14 protein-coding genes are annotated in these 16342 nt (G+C 67.9%); 11 read left to right on the top strand and 3 right to left on the bottom strand.

All coding sequences use genetic code 11. The features are described 5' to 3' along the window. Positions 1–276 precede the first annotated feature (276 nt). Together QTH97_RS26975 and QTH97_RS26980 are read left to right on the top strand one after the other, a co-directional pair. Positions 277–2184 carry an ATP-binding cassette domain-containing protein gene (locus QTH97_RS26975; RefSeq protein ID WP_286571600.1) on the top strand — a complete coding sequence of 636 codons (1908 nt, stop codon included), beginning with the start codon at positions 277–279 and terminating at the stop codon, positions 2182–2184. A gap of 75 nt (positions 2185–2259) precedes the next feature. Further along, on the top strand, positions 2260–4020 hold the full coding sequence (locus QTH97_RS26980) for a phospholipase D family protein (RefSeq protein WP_286571601.1): 1761 nt from the start codon (positions 2260–2262) through the stop codon (positions 4018–4020). Positions 4021–4038: 18 nt separating this feature from the next. Here the strand turns inward: QTH97_RS26980 and QTH97_RS26985 are convergent, their stop codons facing one another. Continuing rightward, positions 4039–5469 carry an aminotransferase-like domain-containing protein gene (locus QTH97_RS26985; RefSeq protein WP_286571602.1) on the bottom strand — a complete coding sequence of 477 codons (1431 nt, stop codon included), beginning with the start codon at positions 5467–5469 and terminating at the stop codon, positions 4039–4041. Positions 5470–5571: 102 nt separating this feature from the next. Here QTH97_RS26985 and QTH97_RS26990 point away from each other — a divergent pair, with 102 nt between their 5' ends. From QTH97_RS26990 to QTH97_RS27025, 8 genes are read left to right on the top strand one after another with little or no spacing between them, the layout of a single operon-like run. Beyond that, positions 5572–6171, top strand: coding sequence for a LysE family translocator (locus QTH97_RS26990; protein WP_286571603.1), 600 nt, complete (start codon positions 5572–5574; stop codon positions 6169–6171). After that, the gene (locus tag QTH97_RS26995) at positions 6168–7097 is read left to right on the top strand and encodes a DMT family transporter (RefSeq protein ID WP_286571604.1); all 930 of its coding nucleotides are present in this window, start codon (positions 6168–6170) and stop codon (positions 7095–7097) included. The genes QTH97_RS26990 and QTH97_RS26995 overlap by 4 nt, the downstream gene beginning before the upstream one ends. 25 nt (positions 7098–7122) lie before the next feature. Continuing rightward, on the top strand, positions 7123–8337 hold the full coding sequence (locus QTH97_RS27000) for an aminotransferase-like domain-containing protein (protein ID WP_286571605.1): 1215 nt from the start codon (positions 7123–7125) through the stop codon (positions 8335–8337). A gap of 47 nt (positions 8338–8384) precedes the next feature. Beyond that, complete coding sequence (locus QTH97_RS27005) at positions 8385–9020, top strand: LysE family translocator (RefSeq protein WP_286571606.1); 636 nt, start codon at positions 8385–8387, stop codon at positions 9018–9020. 1 nt (position 9021) lies between these two features. Further along, the gene (locus QTH97_RS27010) at positions 9022–9663 is read left to right on the top strand and encodes a glutathione S-transferase (protein WP_286571607.1); all 642 of its coding nucleotides are present in this window, start codon (positions 9022–9024) and stop codon (positions 9661–9663) included. 5 nt (positions 9664–9668) lie between these two features. Beyond that, positions 9669–10574 carry a PhzF family phenazine biosynthesis protein gene (locus tag QTH97_RS27015; RefSeq protein WP_286571608.1) on the top strand — a complete coding sequence of 302 codons (906 nt, stop codon included), beginning with the start codon at positions 9669–9671 and terminating at the stop codon, positions 10572–10574. 11 nt (positions 10575–10585) lie between these two features. Further along, a complete protein-coding gene (locus QTH97_RS27020; RefSeq protein WP_286571609.1) occupies positions 10586–11272 on the top strand; it encodes a VOC family protein in 687 nt (228 codons plus the stop codon). A gap of 2 nt (positions 11273–11274) precedes the next feature. Then, complete coding sequence (locus tag QTH97_RS27025) at positions 11275–11907, top strand: LysE family translocator (RefSeq protein WP_286571610.1); 633 nt, start codon at positions 11275–11277, stop codon at positions 11905–11907. Between the two features lie 33 nt (positions 11908–11940). On the opposite strand, the gene QTH97_RS27030 is transcribed toward QTH97_RS27025, so the two are convergent. Continuing rightward, the gene (locus QTH97_RS27030; RefSeq protein WP_286571611.1) at positions 11941–15117 is read right to left on the bottom strand and encodes an autotransporter outer membrane beta-barrel domain-containing protein; all 3177 of its coding nucleotides are present in this window, start codon (positions 15115–15117) and stop codon (positions 11941–11943) included. 215 nt (positions 15118–15332) lie between these two features. Between QTH97_RS27030 and QTH97_RS27035 the strand changes: the two genes are divergently transcribed. Next, positions 15333–16007, top strand: a complete 675-nt coding sequence (locus QTH97_RS27035; protein WP_286571612.1) for a histidine phosphatase family protein — start codon at positions 15333–15335, stop codon at positions 16005–16007. Here the strand turns inward: QTH97_RS27035 and cutA are convergent. Continuing rightward, positions 15998–16330 carry a divalent-cation tolerance protein CutA gene (cutA, locus tag QTH97_RS27040; RefSeq protein ID WP_286571613.1) on the bottom strand — a complete coding sequence of 111 codons (333 nt, stop codon included), beginning with the start codon at positions 16328–16330 and terminating at the stop codon, positions 15998–16000. The two genes, QTH97_RS27035 and cutA, sit on opposite strands and share 10 nt — an antisense overlap. Between the last annotated feature and the right edge of the window lie 12 nt (positions 16331–16342).

Genomic DNA, 16342 nt, shown 5'->3' on the forward strand with positions numbered 1-16342 from the left:
ACACGATTTTTTCAATCCCGTCAAGCCCGAAGGACTTTTTTCTCAGCTTCCTCCGACTCCCTTCGCAACCCCCTTCGGGAGCCACTCAGCGAGTCGTTTTCTGCTGAGCCTTGGATTATGACTGGTTTTTTCAAACTTCGTCAACCTCTTCGGATTTTTTTCTTGGCTTCGTCAGCTGGCCTTGGAGGCCGCCTGACAGATCTAGCTTTCGCGTTCTTAGCCGAGCCCACGAGTATATGCCAAGAATCGACTGCCCGATCGGATAATTGATGCCACATGGCACTCATCACACTCCTCGACGCCCAACTCGCGTTCGGTCACGTCCCGCTGCTCGATCATGCGGACTTCTCTCTCATTGAATCGGAGCGCATCGGCCTGATCGGCCGCAACGGGGCGGGCAAGTCTTCGCTCCTCAAGATATTGGGAGGACTGGAGAAGCCCGACGACGGCACGCTGCAAGTCCAGCAGAACTTGCGCGTCACCTACGTCGCGCAGGAACCTCTTCTTGATATGGAAGCCGACGTGTTCACCGCGGCCAGTGCAGGGCTGGCGGAGGTGATCGCGATCCGGGACCAGTATCTGTCCGGCGCTCCCGGGCTCGACCTGGATGCGCTGCAGTCCCAGATCGAAGCGTTCGATGCCTGGAACTGGGAGCAGCGTGTCGACGAGACACTGCATCGCCTGCATCTGGACGGCGCAGCCCGGATCGGTTCTCTCTCAGGCGGCACCCGCAAGCGCGTGGCACTCGCACAAGCCCTCGTGGCCGCCCCTGACGTATTGCTGCTCGATGAGCCGACCAACCATCTGGACCTCGATTCCATCGAATGGCTCGAGCAACTGCTCATCGACTTCAAGGGCAGCGTGGTGACGATCACCCATGACCGCAGCTTCCTGAACCGTGTAGCCACGCGCATCGTCGAACTGGATCGGGGAAAGCTCAGCTCCTACCCAGGGAACTTCGAGCAGTACCTTGTTCAGAAGGAAGAGCAGCTTGCCCAGGAGGCGATCATCAACGCCAAGGCCGACAAGCTGCTGGCGCAAGAAGAGATCTGGATCCGCAAGGGCGTGGAGGCCCGCCGCACGCGCAGCCAGAGCCGGATCAGCCGTCTCGAAGCACTCCGCGCCAACCGGTCCGCCCGCCGCGAAGTCCTGGGCAGCGTCAACATGGACGTCGCTTCGGGCCAGGCCAGCGGCAAGATCGTCGCCGAGCTGACGGACGCCACCAAGGCATTCGGCGACAAGACGGTCATCCGCAAGTTCAGCGGCACGATCCTTCGCGGCGACAAGGTGGGCCTGATCGGGCCGAACGGCGCCGGCAAGACCACCCTGCTCAAGCTGATCCTCGGCGAACTCGAACCCGACAGCGGCAAGGTCCGCCGCGGCGCCAACCTGCAGGTCGCCTATTTCGACCAGATGCGCAATGCGCTGAACCTCGACGCCACGCTGGAGGATTTCATCAGCCCCGGCAGCGAGTGGATCGAGATCGGCAACCAGCGCAAGCACGTGAAGAGCTACCTGGCGGATTTCCTGTTCTCGCCCGCGCGTGCGCATTCGCCTGTTCGATCGCTCAGCGGCGGCGAGCGAAACCGGCTGCTGCTGGCACGCCTGTTCGCTCGCCCCGCCAACGTGTTGGTGCTCGACGAACCGACGAACGACCTCGACATCGACACGCTCGAACTCCTCGAGGACTTGCTGCAGAACTACGACGGCACGGTCTTCCTCGTGAGCCATGACCGCACGTTCCTGGACAACGTGGTGACGAGCACGATCGCGTTCGAAGGCGATGGCCGCTGGCGCGAGTACGAAGGCAGCGTGCAGGACTGGCTGACCCAATCGAAGCGCGCGCGAGAATTCGCCGAACAGCGCGCGGCTGCGTCGGCGCCGGTCGCGGTCACGGCTCCCGCGCCGGCACCCGCGCCTGCGGCGGACGCCGGCGCCCGCACGACCCGCAAGAAGCTCAGCTACAAGGAGCAGCGCGAACTCGAAACCCTGCCCGCGCAAATTGCCGCCCTGGAAGACGAGCAGAAGCGCATCTCCGAAATCCTCGAACTCGACGGCGGCGCCATCTACGCCACCGACGCATCGCGCGCAGCCGAGCTCGGCGAGCGCCATGCCCGCATCGACGACGAACTGCTCGCCGCACTCGAACGCTGGGAAGAACTCGGCACGGCGCGCCAGGGCTAGCGGCGTTCTTGTCCGACGCCCGGCGCGTCCGGGCTGCGCTATATATGCGGCACCCAGGCTTCCCCCCTCCGCCGCATGTCGTCATTCCTCCGGCGCTTCGCCGTCCTGTTGCAGCGCTCCCTCGCGATTGGAGGGGTGGTGCTGTGCCTTTCCGCATGCGCGGAGCTTCCGAAGAACGTCGACCGGCCGGTCTCCAACGCGCTGACATCCCCTGCAGTTGCGGACACGCCGCTGGCGTCGGTCGTGCAGAAGCGCAGGGCGGCCGCGAAGGGACGCTTCGACTCCGGCTTCATGCTGCTCGACGGTGCCCCAGCCGCCTACGGCAGCAGGCTCGCGCTCGTGGAAGGCGCTCAGAAGACCCTTGATCTCCAGTACTACGCGATCCACGCGGACGCGAGCACGGCACGCCTGCTCATCGGTGTGCGCGACGCGGCGCGGCGCGGTGTGCGCGTGCGCATCCTGCTCGACGATTTCCACAGCACCGGCCGCGACGCGCTCGTGATGCGCCTCGCTTTCGAGCCCAACATCGAGATGCGGATGTTCAATCCGCTCGCAGGCGCCCGGGCATCGACGGTGGGGCGCCTCTTCAACTCGCTGGACGACGCGTCGCGTATCCAGCAGCGGATGCACAACAAGCTCTTCATCGCCGACAACGTGCTGGCCGTGACGGGCGGGCGAAACCTCGGCGACGCCTACTTCGGCAACGGCAGCAAGGCCAATTTCATCGATCTCGACGTCCTGGTGGCGGGACCGATCGTGCAGGACCTGTCGCGCAGCTTCGACGCCTACTGGAACAACGAGCGTGCCTATCCGGTCCAGTCGCTCGTCACGCGAGAGGAACTCGACGAGATGCGTGCCCGCGCCAGGAAAGCCGATGCGGCACAGGGCAATTCCGGCGCCGCGGACGGGTCGTCCGCACCGGCCGCTGGCGAGCAGCGCCCGGAAGGCGAAGCCCCTACGCCCGAACAGCGCGCCTACGCCTGGGACCAGAAAGCGATGGACCTGAGCACGGCCGACTTCGTGTGGGCGCCGGCCGTCGTGCTGGTCGACCGGCCAGGCAAGATCCCGGCAGACGGCGCCACTTCGGGCCCCGACGCCGGCAAGGCTCCCGGACTCGTGGTGACGCGGCAGACTGGCCGACCGTCCGGCGCCCGGCCGGGCAACTCGCTCGACGTTGCCGCCGACACGGCCGCGACCGGCGACACCGTCGTCGAAGGCCTGCTTCAACTGATCGGCCAGGCCCGCAGCGACCTTCTCATCATCTCGCCCTACTTCGTCCCCGGCCCCGACATGAAGCAGGCCTTCGCGTCCGCACGCGCGCGCGGCGTCAGGGTCCGCGTGTTGACGAACTCGCTGGCCTCGAACGACGCACCCGTGGCCCACGTCGGCTATGCACGTCATCGCGAAGAGTTGCTGGCCATGGGCATCGAGCTCTATGAACTGCGCAGCGAGCAGGCGGGCCTGGGCAGCGCCTTCGGCAGTTCCGGCAGCAACATGTCGGGCCAGTCGCGCTCGATGCTCCATTCCAAGGCGCTGGTGATGGACGGCCGCCTGCTGGTGGTGGGCTCGATGAATCTCGACCTGCGCTCGCAATTGCAGAACACCGAGATTGCGCTCCTGATCCGCAGCGACGAACTCTCCCGCGTGGCGGCCGGCAAGATCGAGACGGCGTTGCGCGAAGGCGCATGGCGCGTCGAGCGGAATGAGGGGCAACTGATCTGGCGCGCCCCACAAGGCAGCGGACTCCAGGACACGACCACCGAGCCTGACGCCAGCGCCAGTCTCCGGCTGATGCTCAAGATGTTCGGGCCGCTCGCACCCGACCGGCTCCTGTAGCCACCGGCGCGGCCGGCCTCAGGCCTGCTGGTCCCTGACCCGCGCGAACACCTTCCAGAACGTCGCGTCCTGGGCGGTCGCGAAATTGATGCGCATCAAGGTGCTCGGCGGCCTCCTGGCATGGAACAGGGAGCCCGGAGCCAGAAGATAGCCCTCGTCGAGCATGCGCTGCGTGAGCGCGTCGGTATCGACGCCGGTGTCGACCCAGCCGAAAAGTCCTGCGGGCTCCGACGCCAGCTTGCAGCCCGCTGCCAGCGCGAGCTTGACCGTGCGGCCCCGCGCTCCGTCGAGCCGGAGGCGGACGCGCTCTGCATGCCGACGCAATTGCCCCTGATCGATGCACCAGGCCAAGGCCTTCTCGAACAGCGAAGGCGTCGTCAAGGTGGCGAGCAACTTGGTTTCGAGCAGGCGGCCGACCAACTCGGGCGATGCCGCGAGGAAGCCGACGCGCCAGTTGGGCGCAAGGATCTTCGCGAAGCCGCTGACATAGATCGTGCGCTGCAAGCCGTCGAGCGCGCTGAGCCGGGTCGCATGCTCGGGCGCGAGATGGCTGTAGGTGTCGTCCTCGACGATGTGGAAGTCGTGCCGGTTGGCAAGCTGGAGCACGCGGTGGGCGCTGCCCGGCGTGAGGCTGTAGCCGGTCGGGTTGTGCAGCACGCTGACGCTCACGAAGAGCTTGGGCTTGTGGCCCTCGCCCGCGTTGCAGTAGCGCTCCATGACCTCGAGGTCGGGACCGTCGGCCTTGCGCGGCACGGGGAGGATGCGCATGCCCAGCGCTTCCAGGCGCGCGAATTCGAGCGCCCAGCCCGGCTCCTCGACCATCACCGGGTCACCGGCGCGCAACAGGGTCCGGCTCACGATATCGAGCGCATGGGTAGCGCCGACCGTCGTCAGGATCTGCTTCGGTCCGGCCGGCACGTTGATGCTTCCGAGCTTGGTGGCGAGGCTGCGGCGCAGCCCGCCATCCCCTTCGGGCTCGCCGTACTGGAGCGAGAACTCCCGCAAGGCCTTGGTGTTGGTCACGCGGCGCACGGCGGCTGGCATGAAAGTCGAATCCAGCCATTCGGAAGGGAAGACGCCCATGCCGGGCTGCGGCTTGTCGCTCGGGCGGTGGAACATGCCGCGGATCAGGGTGCTCGCATCGGCCGCCACGATCTGGGGCGCCGGCGGCTGGACGACCAGGCTCATGCTCGACAAGGCCGGCCCGCCGCTGGCGGCGATCGAGTCGCGCACAAAGAAGCCGCGTTGGCGCCGCGCCTCGACCAGCCCCTGCGCCAGCAACTGGTCGTAGGCCGCGACCACCGTGTGCGGGCTCACGCCCTGCTGCCGCGCACACTCGCGCACCGAAGGCAAGCGCGCCCCGGGCGCCAGCAGGCGGTTGCGAATACGCTCGGCGAAACGGTCGGCGAGTTGCTCCGTCAGCGACTGGGTAGAGGTGCGTGTCAGCATGCGCGTCCGAGTTCTGTGTCAATCCCCAGACCGATACAGTCTCACCCTATGTTCGGCAATCTGTACTGGAACTGTAATGGTCATCAGTTTAAAGTGTGTCCTATGAACTGGCAAGAATTCACTGCGCTGCTGGTGTTGGCCACGGCGATGAGTTTTTCGCCAGGGCCGAACACCACCCTTTCCACCGCCCTCGGCGCCAACGGCGGCCTGCCGCGTGCGATGCGTTTCGTGATCGCCGTGCCCGTAGGCTGGACCCTGCTGCTCGCGCTGTGCGCCGCAGGCATCGGCGCGCTGGTGGTCGCAGTGCCCTCGCTGCGCTGGCTCATCAAGGCCCTCGGCATCGTCTACCTGCTGTGGCTGGCATGGAAGCTCAGCGGCAGCGCAGCGCTCGGCCAGGCCGAAGGCGAACAGCTCCGGGTCGGATTCAAGCAAGGCGTGATGCTGCAGTTCCTCAACATCAAGGCCTGGCTGCTGGCCCTCACGCTGGTCGCGGGCTGGATCGCCGGGCAGCCGGATGCGTTGCGGCGTTTCGCCATCGTCGCGCCGGTCATGCTGGTCTACGCCTTCACGAGCAACTTCGCCTACGCGTTGGCCGGCGCGTTGCTGCGCAACTGGTTGGCGCAGGGGCGGCGCCTCCTGTGGTTCAACCGTGCGATGGCCGCAGTCCTGGTGCTGACTGCCTGGTGGATGCTCGGCGTATGAAGATCAAGGACGAAACGCTCGGCATGTGGCTCGGCGTTCTCGGCGTGGCCTTCTTCGCGGTGACGCTGCCGATGACGCGGCTCGCCACGGGCACGCAGGCCGCTCCGCAACTCTCCCCGTGGTTCCTGACGCTCGGCCGCGCGGCGCTGGCGGGTTTGCTGTCGGCCATCTTCCTGCTCGCCACGCGCTCGCCCCTGCCGAAGCGAGCGCAATGGAAGCCGTTGGGCATGGCCGTGCTCGGCAACGCGATCGGCTTCCCCTTGCTTCTGGCCTTTGCGCTGCGCGTCGTGAGCGCCAGCCACGCGGCGGTGATCACCGCGCTGCTGCCCCTGGTGACGGCGGCGTGCGCCGCATGGGTGCTGCACCAGCGCGCGCGGATGGGGTTCTGGCTTTGCGCCATCGCGGGCAGCCTGCTGGTGGTGGTGTTCTCGCTGCTGCGCGCCGAGAGCCACGGTTCCGGCTTCGGCTTCGAATGGGCTGACGCGCTGCTGGTAGCCGCGGTGTTTGCGGCTTCGCTGGGGTACATCTACGGTGCGCAGGTCACGCCGGCGCTGGGCGCCGAGCGCGTGATCTGCTGGGTCTGCGTGCTGGCGCTCCCCATCTCGCTGCCGGGCACGCTGTGGCTGTGGCCGCAGCAGCCGGTCGCCCCGTCCGCCTGGGTCGGTTTCGTCTACGTGGGCGTATTCTCGATGTGGGTGGGCTTCTTCGCCTGGTATCGCGGCCTTGCCATGGGTGGTGCGCTGCGTGTCAGCCAGACCCAGTTGCTGCAACCCTTTCTCTCGATCCTCGCCGCGGTGCCGCTGCTCGGCGAGCCCCTCGACGTCGTGACCCTCGGCTTCGCCGCCGCCGTGGTCGCCACGGTGGTCGCGGGGAAGAAGCTTTCCCAGCCGCGCCATCCGGCCGCTCTCGCGACGGCCTCGCGATAACCCATCGCACATTCAAGGAAACAACATGAACTGGAAACTCGCCGCCCGCGCCGAAAAGATGAATCCTTCGGTGATCCGTGAAATCCTGAAGGTCACCGAGCGCCCCGGCATCATCAGCCTCGCCGGCGGCCTGCCCTCGCCCAAGACCTTCCCGATCAGCGATTTCGCGGATGCTTGCGCCGAGGTGCTGCACAAGGACGGCCAGGCGGCGCTCCAATATGCCGCGAGCGAGGGCTATGGCCCGCTGCGTGAAGCCGTCGTGGAAATGCTGCCGTGGGCGGTCGACCCCGCCCAGGTGCTGATCACCACCGGATCGCAGCAGGGCCTGGACCTGATTGCCAAGGTGTTGCTCGACCCGGGCAGCCGCGTGCTGGTCGAAACGCCCACCTACCTCGGCGCGCTGCAGGCCTTCTCGCCGATGGAGCCCGAGCCGGTCAGCGTGGCCAGCGACAACGAGGGCGTGGTCGTCGACGACCTGGTCGCCAAGGCCCCGGACGCTCGCTTCGTCTACCTGCTGCCCAACTTCCAGAACCCGACCGGCCGCACGATGACCGAGGAGCGCCGCGCGGCCGTGTCCGCGGCGGCGGCGAAGGCCGGGCTGCCGATCGTCGAGGACAACCCCTACGGCGAACTCTGGTTCGACGAAGCGCCCCCCCTGCCGCTCACGGCGCGCAACCCCGAGGGCTGCATCTACCTCGGCTCCTTCTCGAAGGTGCTGGCGCCCGGCCTCCGGCTGGGGTTCATGGTCGCTCCCAAGGCGATCTACCCGAAGCTGCTGCAGGCCAAGCAGGCCGCCGACCTGCACACGCCGAGCTTCAACCAGCGCATGGTTTCCGAAGTGATGAAGGACGGCTTCCTGGCTCGCCACGTGCCCACCATCCGCAAGCTCTACAAGCACCAGCGCGATGCGATGCTGGCCGCGCTCACGCGTGAAATGAAGGGACTGCAGGTCGAGTTCACCCAGCCGGCCGGCGGCATGTTCCTGTGGGTACGCATGCCCGAAGGCATCGACACCGTCGCGCTGCTGCCCAAGGCGGTGGAGCGCGGCGTGGCCTTCGTGCCGGGCGCACCCTTCTACGCCGGCGCCAGCGATCCGCGCACGATGCGCCTGTCCTTCGTGACGGCGAGCGTCGACGAGATCGACACCGCGATCGCCGCGCTGGCCGAAGTCCTGCGCGAGCAACTGGCACACAACGCGGCCGCCGAGGTGCAGAGTCAGCTGGCCGCGAGCCCTGCCTGAGCCGGAACCGATCACGGAGCAGCGATGCGCATCGACCTCCTCACGCCATGATCGACGGCGGCACGCTCTCGCTGTTCCTGCTCGCGGTGCTGGCGTTGTTCCTCTCGCCGGGACCGAACATGGCGTTCGTCCTCTCCCATGGCATCGCCATGGGGCCGCGCGCGGGCTTCGCCGCCGGGCTGGGCATCGCCGGCGCGGACCTGGTGCACACGCTCTGCGCCGCGACCGGCATCACCGCGCTCGTGGCCGCGTGGCCGCCGTCCTTCGATGTGCTGCGTCATGCGGGAGCGCTCTACCTGCTCTGGCTCGCCTGGCAGGCGATCCGCACCGGCGATGAACGACTGCAGGGCCGCGCCGATGCCATGAGCTTCTGGCGCGTCGTGCGCATGGCCTGGCTCAACAACCTGGTCAATCCGAAGGCGCTGCTGTTCTTCATGGTGTTCCTGCCGCAGTTCGTCTCGCCCGCGCGCGGCAGTGTGCCGATGCAACTGCTGCAACTCGGCATCTCGCTCTCGCTCGCCGGGCTGCTGTTCAATACCATGCTCGGCGCGTGCAGCGGCCAGATCGGCCGCTGGCTGCAGCGCCGTCGCGCCGCCGGCTTCCAGCGTGGCTTGCTGGCCACGGTGATGGTTGCGCTGGCGCTGCGTCTCCTCTTCATCGATCGTCCATCCAAAGGGTTCTGACATGCTCAACATCTGGGGGCGCATCAGCTCCATCAACGTTCGCAAGGTGGTGTGGTGCGCGCAGGAACTCGGGCTCGACTTCCAGCGCACGGAGGCCGGCGGCCGGTTCGGCGTGGTACAGACGCCCGAATACCAGCGGCTGAATCCGAATGCCCTCGTGCCGGCCATCGACGACGGCGAGGGCGAGGAGCGCGTCACGCTCTGGGAATCGAACGTGATCGTGCGCTATCTCTGCGCCAAGCATTCGATGGGCAGGCTCTACCCCGACCTGCTGTCCGAGCGCTTCGACGCCGAGCGCTGGATGGACTGGCAGCAGACCACGCTCAACCCGGCCGGCTCCAGCGCCTTCAGGCAATGGGTGCGGACGCCGCCGGCGCAGCGCAATCCGGAGGTGATCGCGAAGTCGGTCAACGCTACCGAGCCGCTGTTCGCGATGCTGGACGCCCACCTTTCGACCCGCACCTTCATGCTGGGCGAGCACTTCACGATGGCCGACATCCCGGTGGGCTGCGAGGCCCACCGCTGGTTCGGGCTGCCGCAGACCGAATACACCCGGCCCATCTGGCCGAACGTCGAGCGCTGGTTCGGCGACCTGCGCATCCGCGCGGGCGCGCGCGGCGTGCTCGACCTTGCTCTGGAATGAAACCGATGACCACCCGCCCTTTCAAGCAAGTCGATGTCTTCACGTCGACGCCCTACTTCGGCAATCCGCTCGCCGTGGTGCTCGACGGCTCCGGCCTCGACGACGCCGAGATGCAGCGGTTCGCCAAGTGGACGAATCTTTCGGAAACGACCTTCCTGCTGCCACCCACCGAGCCCACGGCAGACTACCGGGTGCGCATCTTCACGCCCGGCGGCGAACTGCCGTTTGCGGGCCACCCCACGCTGGGAAGCTGCCATGCCTGGCTGCAGGCCGGCGGCAAGCCGAAGTCAAGCTCGCACATCGTGCAGCAGTGCGCGCAGGGACTGGTGCCGATCCAGCGCGAAGGCGAGCGGCTGGTCTTTGCCGCCCCGCCGCTGCGCCGCAGTGCGCCGAGCCCCACGCTGCTGGCAAAGGTCGCGGCGGCGCTCGGCCTCAAGGCCCAGCAGATCGTCGCCGCGCAGCTGCTCGACAACGGTCCGGTCTGGCTCGGCCTCCTGCTGGACGACGCGGACACGGTGCTCGCCCTCAAACCCGACCATCGCATGCTGCGCGAGCTGGGCCAGAAGGTCGGCGTCGCGGGGATCTGGTCGACGGACGATTCGCCTCCGCTGATCGTTCGCTCCAATCGCGAGGCCCGCGCCTTCGCGCGCACCGAGGAAGCGCCCGCCGGCATCGAAGTGCGCGTCTTCGCGGCGCCGGTCGGCATCGAGGAAGACCCGGTCACCGGCAGCTTCAACGCCAGCCTCGCGCAATGGCTCATCGCCGACGGCCAGATGCCGGAACGCTACGTCGCCGCCCAAGGCCAGACGCTGGGTCGCTCGGGTCGCGTGCACGTCACCCGCGACGCCGACGGGCAGGTGTGGGTCGGCGGCTCGTCGGTGACCTGCATCGACGGTACGGTCGCGATCTAGGAGCCCGCGCCATGAACGCGCGCGTCGATCACCTGGTCATCGCGGCCCGCAGCCTCGACGAAGGCGTGCGCTGGTGCCGGACCACCTTGGGTATCGAGCCCGGTCCGGGCGGCGCGCATCCGCTGATGGGCACGCACAACCGGCTGATCAAGGTGGCGACAGCAGACTTTCCGCGCGCGTATCTCGAAATCATCGCCATCGATCCGAAGGCCAGACCCGCGCGGACCGTCGACGCGCGTCGCTGGTTCGACCTGGACGACGCCCTGCTGCAAGCGGCGCTGGCGCGTGGCGGACCGCGGTTGATCCACTTTGTCGCCGAGGTGCCCGATGCCGCTGCCGCCGTGCAGGCGCTGGCCCATGTGCGCATCGATCGGGGCCAGGTGCTCGAAGCATCGCGCGACACGCCAGCTGGACGACTGTCGTGGCAGATCACGGTGCGCGACGACGGCCAGCGGCTCTTCTACGGCGCGCTGCCGACACTCATTGAATGGGGGCCAGTGCATCCGACCGACAGCATGGGCGATTCCGGTATCACGCTGCGCTCGCTCGATCTCGCCCATCCGCGCAAGACGGATCTCGAAGTCGCGCTCCAGGCCATCGGCCTTGCCGGCGTGTCGCTGGCCACCGGCGCACCGCGCCTGCGCGCCGTGTTCGACACGCCGCGCGGCACCGTCACACTTGAATCCGGAGGAATCTGAACATGCTGAGCGCCACCGAACTCGCCTGGTTCTCGCTCGCCGCGCTGGTGCTCGTGCTGACGCCCGGCCCCAACATGATCTATTGCGTGTCGCGCACGCTGTGCCAGGGCCGCGCGGCCGGGCTAGTCTCGCTGGCCGGCGTGCTGCTGGGCTTCGTGGTGCACCTGATGGCGGCGGCGCTGGGGCTGACGGCGCTGCTGGCCGCAGTGCCCTTCGCGTTCGATGCGATCCGCCTGGCCGGTGCGGCGTATCTGCTCTGGCTCGCCTGGCAGGCAGTCAAGCCGAACGGCACCGCGCCGTTCGAGGCACGGCTGCTGCCGGACGATCCGCCGGCCAAGCTCTTCAGCATGGGTTTTCTCACCAACCTGCTGAATCCGAAGGTGGCGATGTTCTACCTGTCCTTCTTCCCGCAGTTCCTGCATCCGGAACGCGGCTCCGTGCTGCTGCAGAGCCTGGCGCTGGGCGCGGTGCAGATCGGCGTGAGCGGCGCGGTCAACGCGATGCTCGTGCTGACCGCGGCGAGCATCACGGCATTTCTCTCGCAGAGCGAGGGCTGGCTGCGCGCGCAGCGCTACGTGATGGGCAGTGTGCTCGCGGGGCTGGCCGTACGCATCGCGATGACCGATCGCAAGTAGCGCGGCAACGGTGCCGCGCTCCGCGGCGAAGCATCACCAGCGCACGCGCATCCCGACAGCGCCCTGGACCGAGGCTTTCACCTCCGTGTCGCCGCTGGTGCTGAACAGCCTGCCGATTTCGCCGTAGACGCTCACGCTGCGCGAGAGCGCCAGGGTGAAGCCCCCCGCCAATTCCATCGAGGTGTAGCTGGCCGCGCTGGCGATGTCGGTGAATGCCGCGGGCCCGATGAAGCGCGCGATCGTGTTGCCGCCGGTGCCGTGGATCACCGCAACGCGGGCGTAAGGCTGCAGGCGCCCGGCCGAAGTCGCGAAGTCGCCCTTCACCCGGACGCCGAGGCCGCCGGTCCAACTGTCCAGGTTGTCCTGCTGCACGAGCGCGCCCTGGATCACCATGTCGTCGAGGCTTGCATGGCTGTAGACCAACTGCGCCTGCGGCTCGAGGGTCCAGCCGTTGCCGAGCGCGAAGGCCTGGCCAACCTCCATCGCCGCCAGCAGGCTGTTGCCCTTGCCCGAAGCCTCGAAGCCGCCGAGCGGCTGGATCGTGTAGCGCTGCGATCCGTACTGGAGCACGGTGTCCGCGTAGAAGCCGGTCGTGTTGGCGTAGGTGGCATAGGCGCCGAAGTAGCGCGAGCGCGTGTCGGTACTTCCCACGGCGCGCCACAGGCCGCTGGCCAGGCCGCTCACGTCGGAATTGCCGTCGAGCGTGCCGACATAGACACCGGCGCGCCAGTCGCCGAGCGGAGACACGTAGAGGTCGGTACCGGCCTGCACGCCGCTGACATGGCCTTGCGTGGAGGGGTTCACGGTCCCGTCCTGGCGGATGTCGACGTCGCTGTAGACGCCCCGCGCCCAGGCGTGGCGGTCGGTCGTCAGCGCACCGGCGACCGGCGAGAGGCTCGCGACGGCCGGCGCGCTGGCGTCATCGTCGCCGAGTCGGGAATGGATGTTGCCGAGCATCGCCATGTCGTTCTGGCGCAGCTGGGCGGGCACCGCCGCGAGCATGGGCACTTCGGCCCGATAGGCCGTCACTGGCCGCGGCGCGGGTGCTGCCGTCAGCGCCGCCGAAGCTGCAGGCGCCGCGACCGCCGGCGATGCCGTCGTCGGGGCCGGTGCGGGTGCCGGCGCCGGAGCAGGTGGCGCCGGTGGCGCCGGTGGCGCAGGAGGGGCTGGCGGTGCTGGCGGTGCTGGAGGCGCCGGAGGCGCGGGCGGGGCCGGAGGGGCCGGCGGCGGGGGCGGCGGAGGCGGAGGCGGCGGCATGACCTGCGAGCGCAGATACCAGTTCTCGCCCGCGCCCGCAGCATCGGCCGCGTACAGCCGGTACTCGAACGCGCCTGCGTCCACGTGGCCTCCGCTCAGTGCGAAGGCGCTGCGCGTCGATTGCGCCGTCGTGGTGGCGCCGTTGATTGCCGAGATCACCTCGATCCCGTTGCCGCTCGTCTGGCCGCCGAGGCCGCCGATGTTGGTGATCTGGACGTTGGTGTTTCCGCTCGCCGAGCCGCCGTCGAGGATCAGGCGGTCGGACGTTCCCGCGGCGTCGAGCCGGGAGGCCAGCCGGAGCGTGCCGTTGTTCCCGACGTAGGCGCCGGTCACGCGAAGCGTCGTGCCCGGCGCAGCGCCCGCGAGCGAGACCGTGCCGCTGTTCGTCAGGGAGGCGACTGTCTGGTTGTAGCCGGCGAGGTCCAGCGTGGCGCCTGACGCCACGACATGCCCCGACCGGGCGCTCAGGACATCCGCTGCGCCGGCGCGCAGCGTGCCGGCGTTGACGGTCGTGAGGCCGGTGTACGTGTTGGCGCCGCCGAGCGTGAGCGTGCCGACGCCGACCTTGGTCAGCGAGCCGCCCGCGTCGAGGATCATGTAGTTGTATGGAAGGACCGGCGCCGTCGGGTCGGAGGGAGGATTGGCGGGATAGTTGGCGGGCCCCTGGTCGGAAATCACGCCATTGATCACGTCGTTCGGGCGATTCAAGGCGCCGACGGTCAGGTTCTTCGAGCCCAGCGTCACGTCGCCGTCGCCGTACAGTGAACCGACGGACACCGAGGTGTCCACGGCGTGGATGTAGAGCCTGCCGCCCGCGCGGTTCTCGATCGTCGCACCACTCAGGTCGGGCGTGTTGGCGAGGTAGATCAGTCCGGCGTTGTTGCGCACCGTGGCGCTGCCGCCGTCGCTGTTGACATTGAAGAAGACGCGCCCGCCGTTGCTTTCGACCGTCGAGCCGGCGGCCGTCGAATTTCGCCCGAAGATCACGTACGACCCGGCACCGTTGATTTTCAGTGTCGACGTGCCGGCGCTGGAGCCGTTGCCGTAGATATCGGAATTGAACTCGATGCCGCTGTTCGTGCCGAAGTAGTCCGTGCTGGTGTGCACGGTGATGGCGAGGTTCCCCGCGTTCGCGCCGAGAAATTCCAGTTGGGCGTTCGTGTAGATATCGACGGGGCCAGTGCCCAGCGAGCCCGAGGTGCCGGTGGAAACGCTCATGCGCCCATTCGTCTGGCCGTCGATGCGGGTGCCGCCCTGGTAGTTGTTGCCCGCGTTGTCGATGCGCAGCCGCCGGACGTCGGCGCTGCTCGTGCCGGAGTTGATGAGCCTGAGCTGTCCGGTGCCGGAGATCTCGCCGTTCAGCGCATTCGACACGGAGTCATTGACGTCGATCGTGCCGCCATTCGCGCCGAGCGTGATGGCGCGGGATGTGATGAAAGGCGGCGGGACGGGGGGCGGAGGGCTGGGGGCCGGGGGAGTGGCGGGCAGGGGGGTGCCGATGCGCAGCGTGCCGTTGTCGATGGCGATCGAGCCCACCGGCGCGATGCCGGGGTCGGCATTGCCCAGGTTGGCGTCGGTGGCGACCTGCACCGTGCCGCCGTTGATCGTGGTCGCGCCCCGGTAGCTGTTGGCCCCCGTCAGGACGAGCGTGCCGGTGCCGGTCTTGGTGATGCCGCCCGTACCGCTGATCTCGCCCGACTGGGTCGCAGCGACCGACGCAGCGGTATTGAGCGTGGCCGATGGCGGGGCGGCGACCAAGGGCGTCGCATTGTTCTCGCCGTCAGCGTAGTTCACCGTCTGTGCGGCGCCGTGGCCGGCGAAGGCGCCCAGCCCGAGCACCAGCGTCGTCGCGACGAGGCCGCCGGAGCGCTTGCCCCGAGTGGCCGTGATTTCCGAGACGGCCACCCATGCATCGAGGGCGTGGTTCCAGACGCTGCGATATGACTTGTTCATGCTCCTGCGGTCCTTTGGGGCTACATGCCGTGTGCGCTGTGCGCAACATTTGGCGTCAACTAAAGTGTTCATTCTTACATATTGAGAACTTTCTAGCTCACGTTCTTACACTTCTGTTGCCGTCGTCGCACGCAGTGTCGAATTTGCTACGAAATCGATAGCATCGGTCACCGTCGCGACGGGCGCGAACCGGGCCCGTTGGCAGAATCCCGCGCATGGGAACCCTCTACCTCGTGCGCCATGGGCAAGCCAGCTTCGGCGCGGCCGACTACGACAACCTCAGCGAACTCGGCCACAAGCAGTCCGTGCGGCTCGGCGAGTACTGGCGCGAGCGCGGGATGCGCTTCGACGCGGTCATCACCGGCACGCTGAAGCGCCATCGCCAGACCTGGGAGGGCATCGCGGAGGGGCTCGGGCTGCAGCGCGATGACGTGCTCCCGTGGCCCGGCCTCAACGAATACGACAGCGAGGCCGTGATTGCGACCATCCACCCCGAGAAGCTGCAGAAGCCCGACACGCCGGAGATGTACCGCCATCACTTCAGGCTGCTGCGCGACGGCCTCGGCGCCTGGATGCAGGGCCGCACGGAGCCCCGGGGCATGCCCAGCTACGTCGATTTCCTGGCTGGCGTGACCGCCGCGCTGGACCACGTGCGCGACAAGCACCACGGCGCGAAGGTTCTGGTGGTGTCGAGCGGCGGTCCGATCAGCACCGCGGTCGGGCACGTGCTGGGCACCAGCGCCGAAACCACCATCGAGCTGAACCTGCGCATCCGCAACAGTTCGGTCACGGAATTCGCGTTCACGCCCAAGCGCCACATGCTGGTGACCTACAACACGCTGCCGCACCTCGACGGCCCGGCGTACGAGGGCTGGGTGACCTACTCCTGAGCGGCCGGGGCACTGCCCGCCGCAAGCCAGTGCAGGTAGTCGGCCGAGCCGGCCGTGATCGGAACCTGCACGATCTCCGGCGTCTGGTAGCTGTGCCGCTCGCGGATGAAGGCTTCGAGCGCCGCGTAGCGCGCAACGAGTGTCTTGATGTGAAGCACCCATTCGGGCTCACGGTGCAACTCGCCCTGCCAGACATAGAGGCTGCGCACACGCTGGATCTGCACGCAGGCGGCAAGCTGCGCCTCGACGATGGCCGCCGCCAGTTCCTCGGCCTCATCCTCCGTGCCGATGCTGGTCATCACGATGCAAGCAGTGCGGTCCATATGTGCCTCTCA

The sequence above is a fragment of the Variovorax gracilis genome (assembly GCF_030317115.1).
Taxonomy (GTDB): domain Bacteria; phylum Pseudomonadota; class Gammaproteobacteria; order Burkholderiales; family Burkholderiaceae_C; genus Variovorax; species Variovorax gracilis.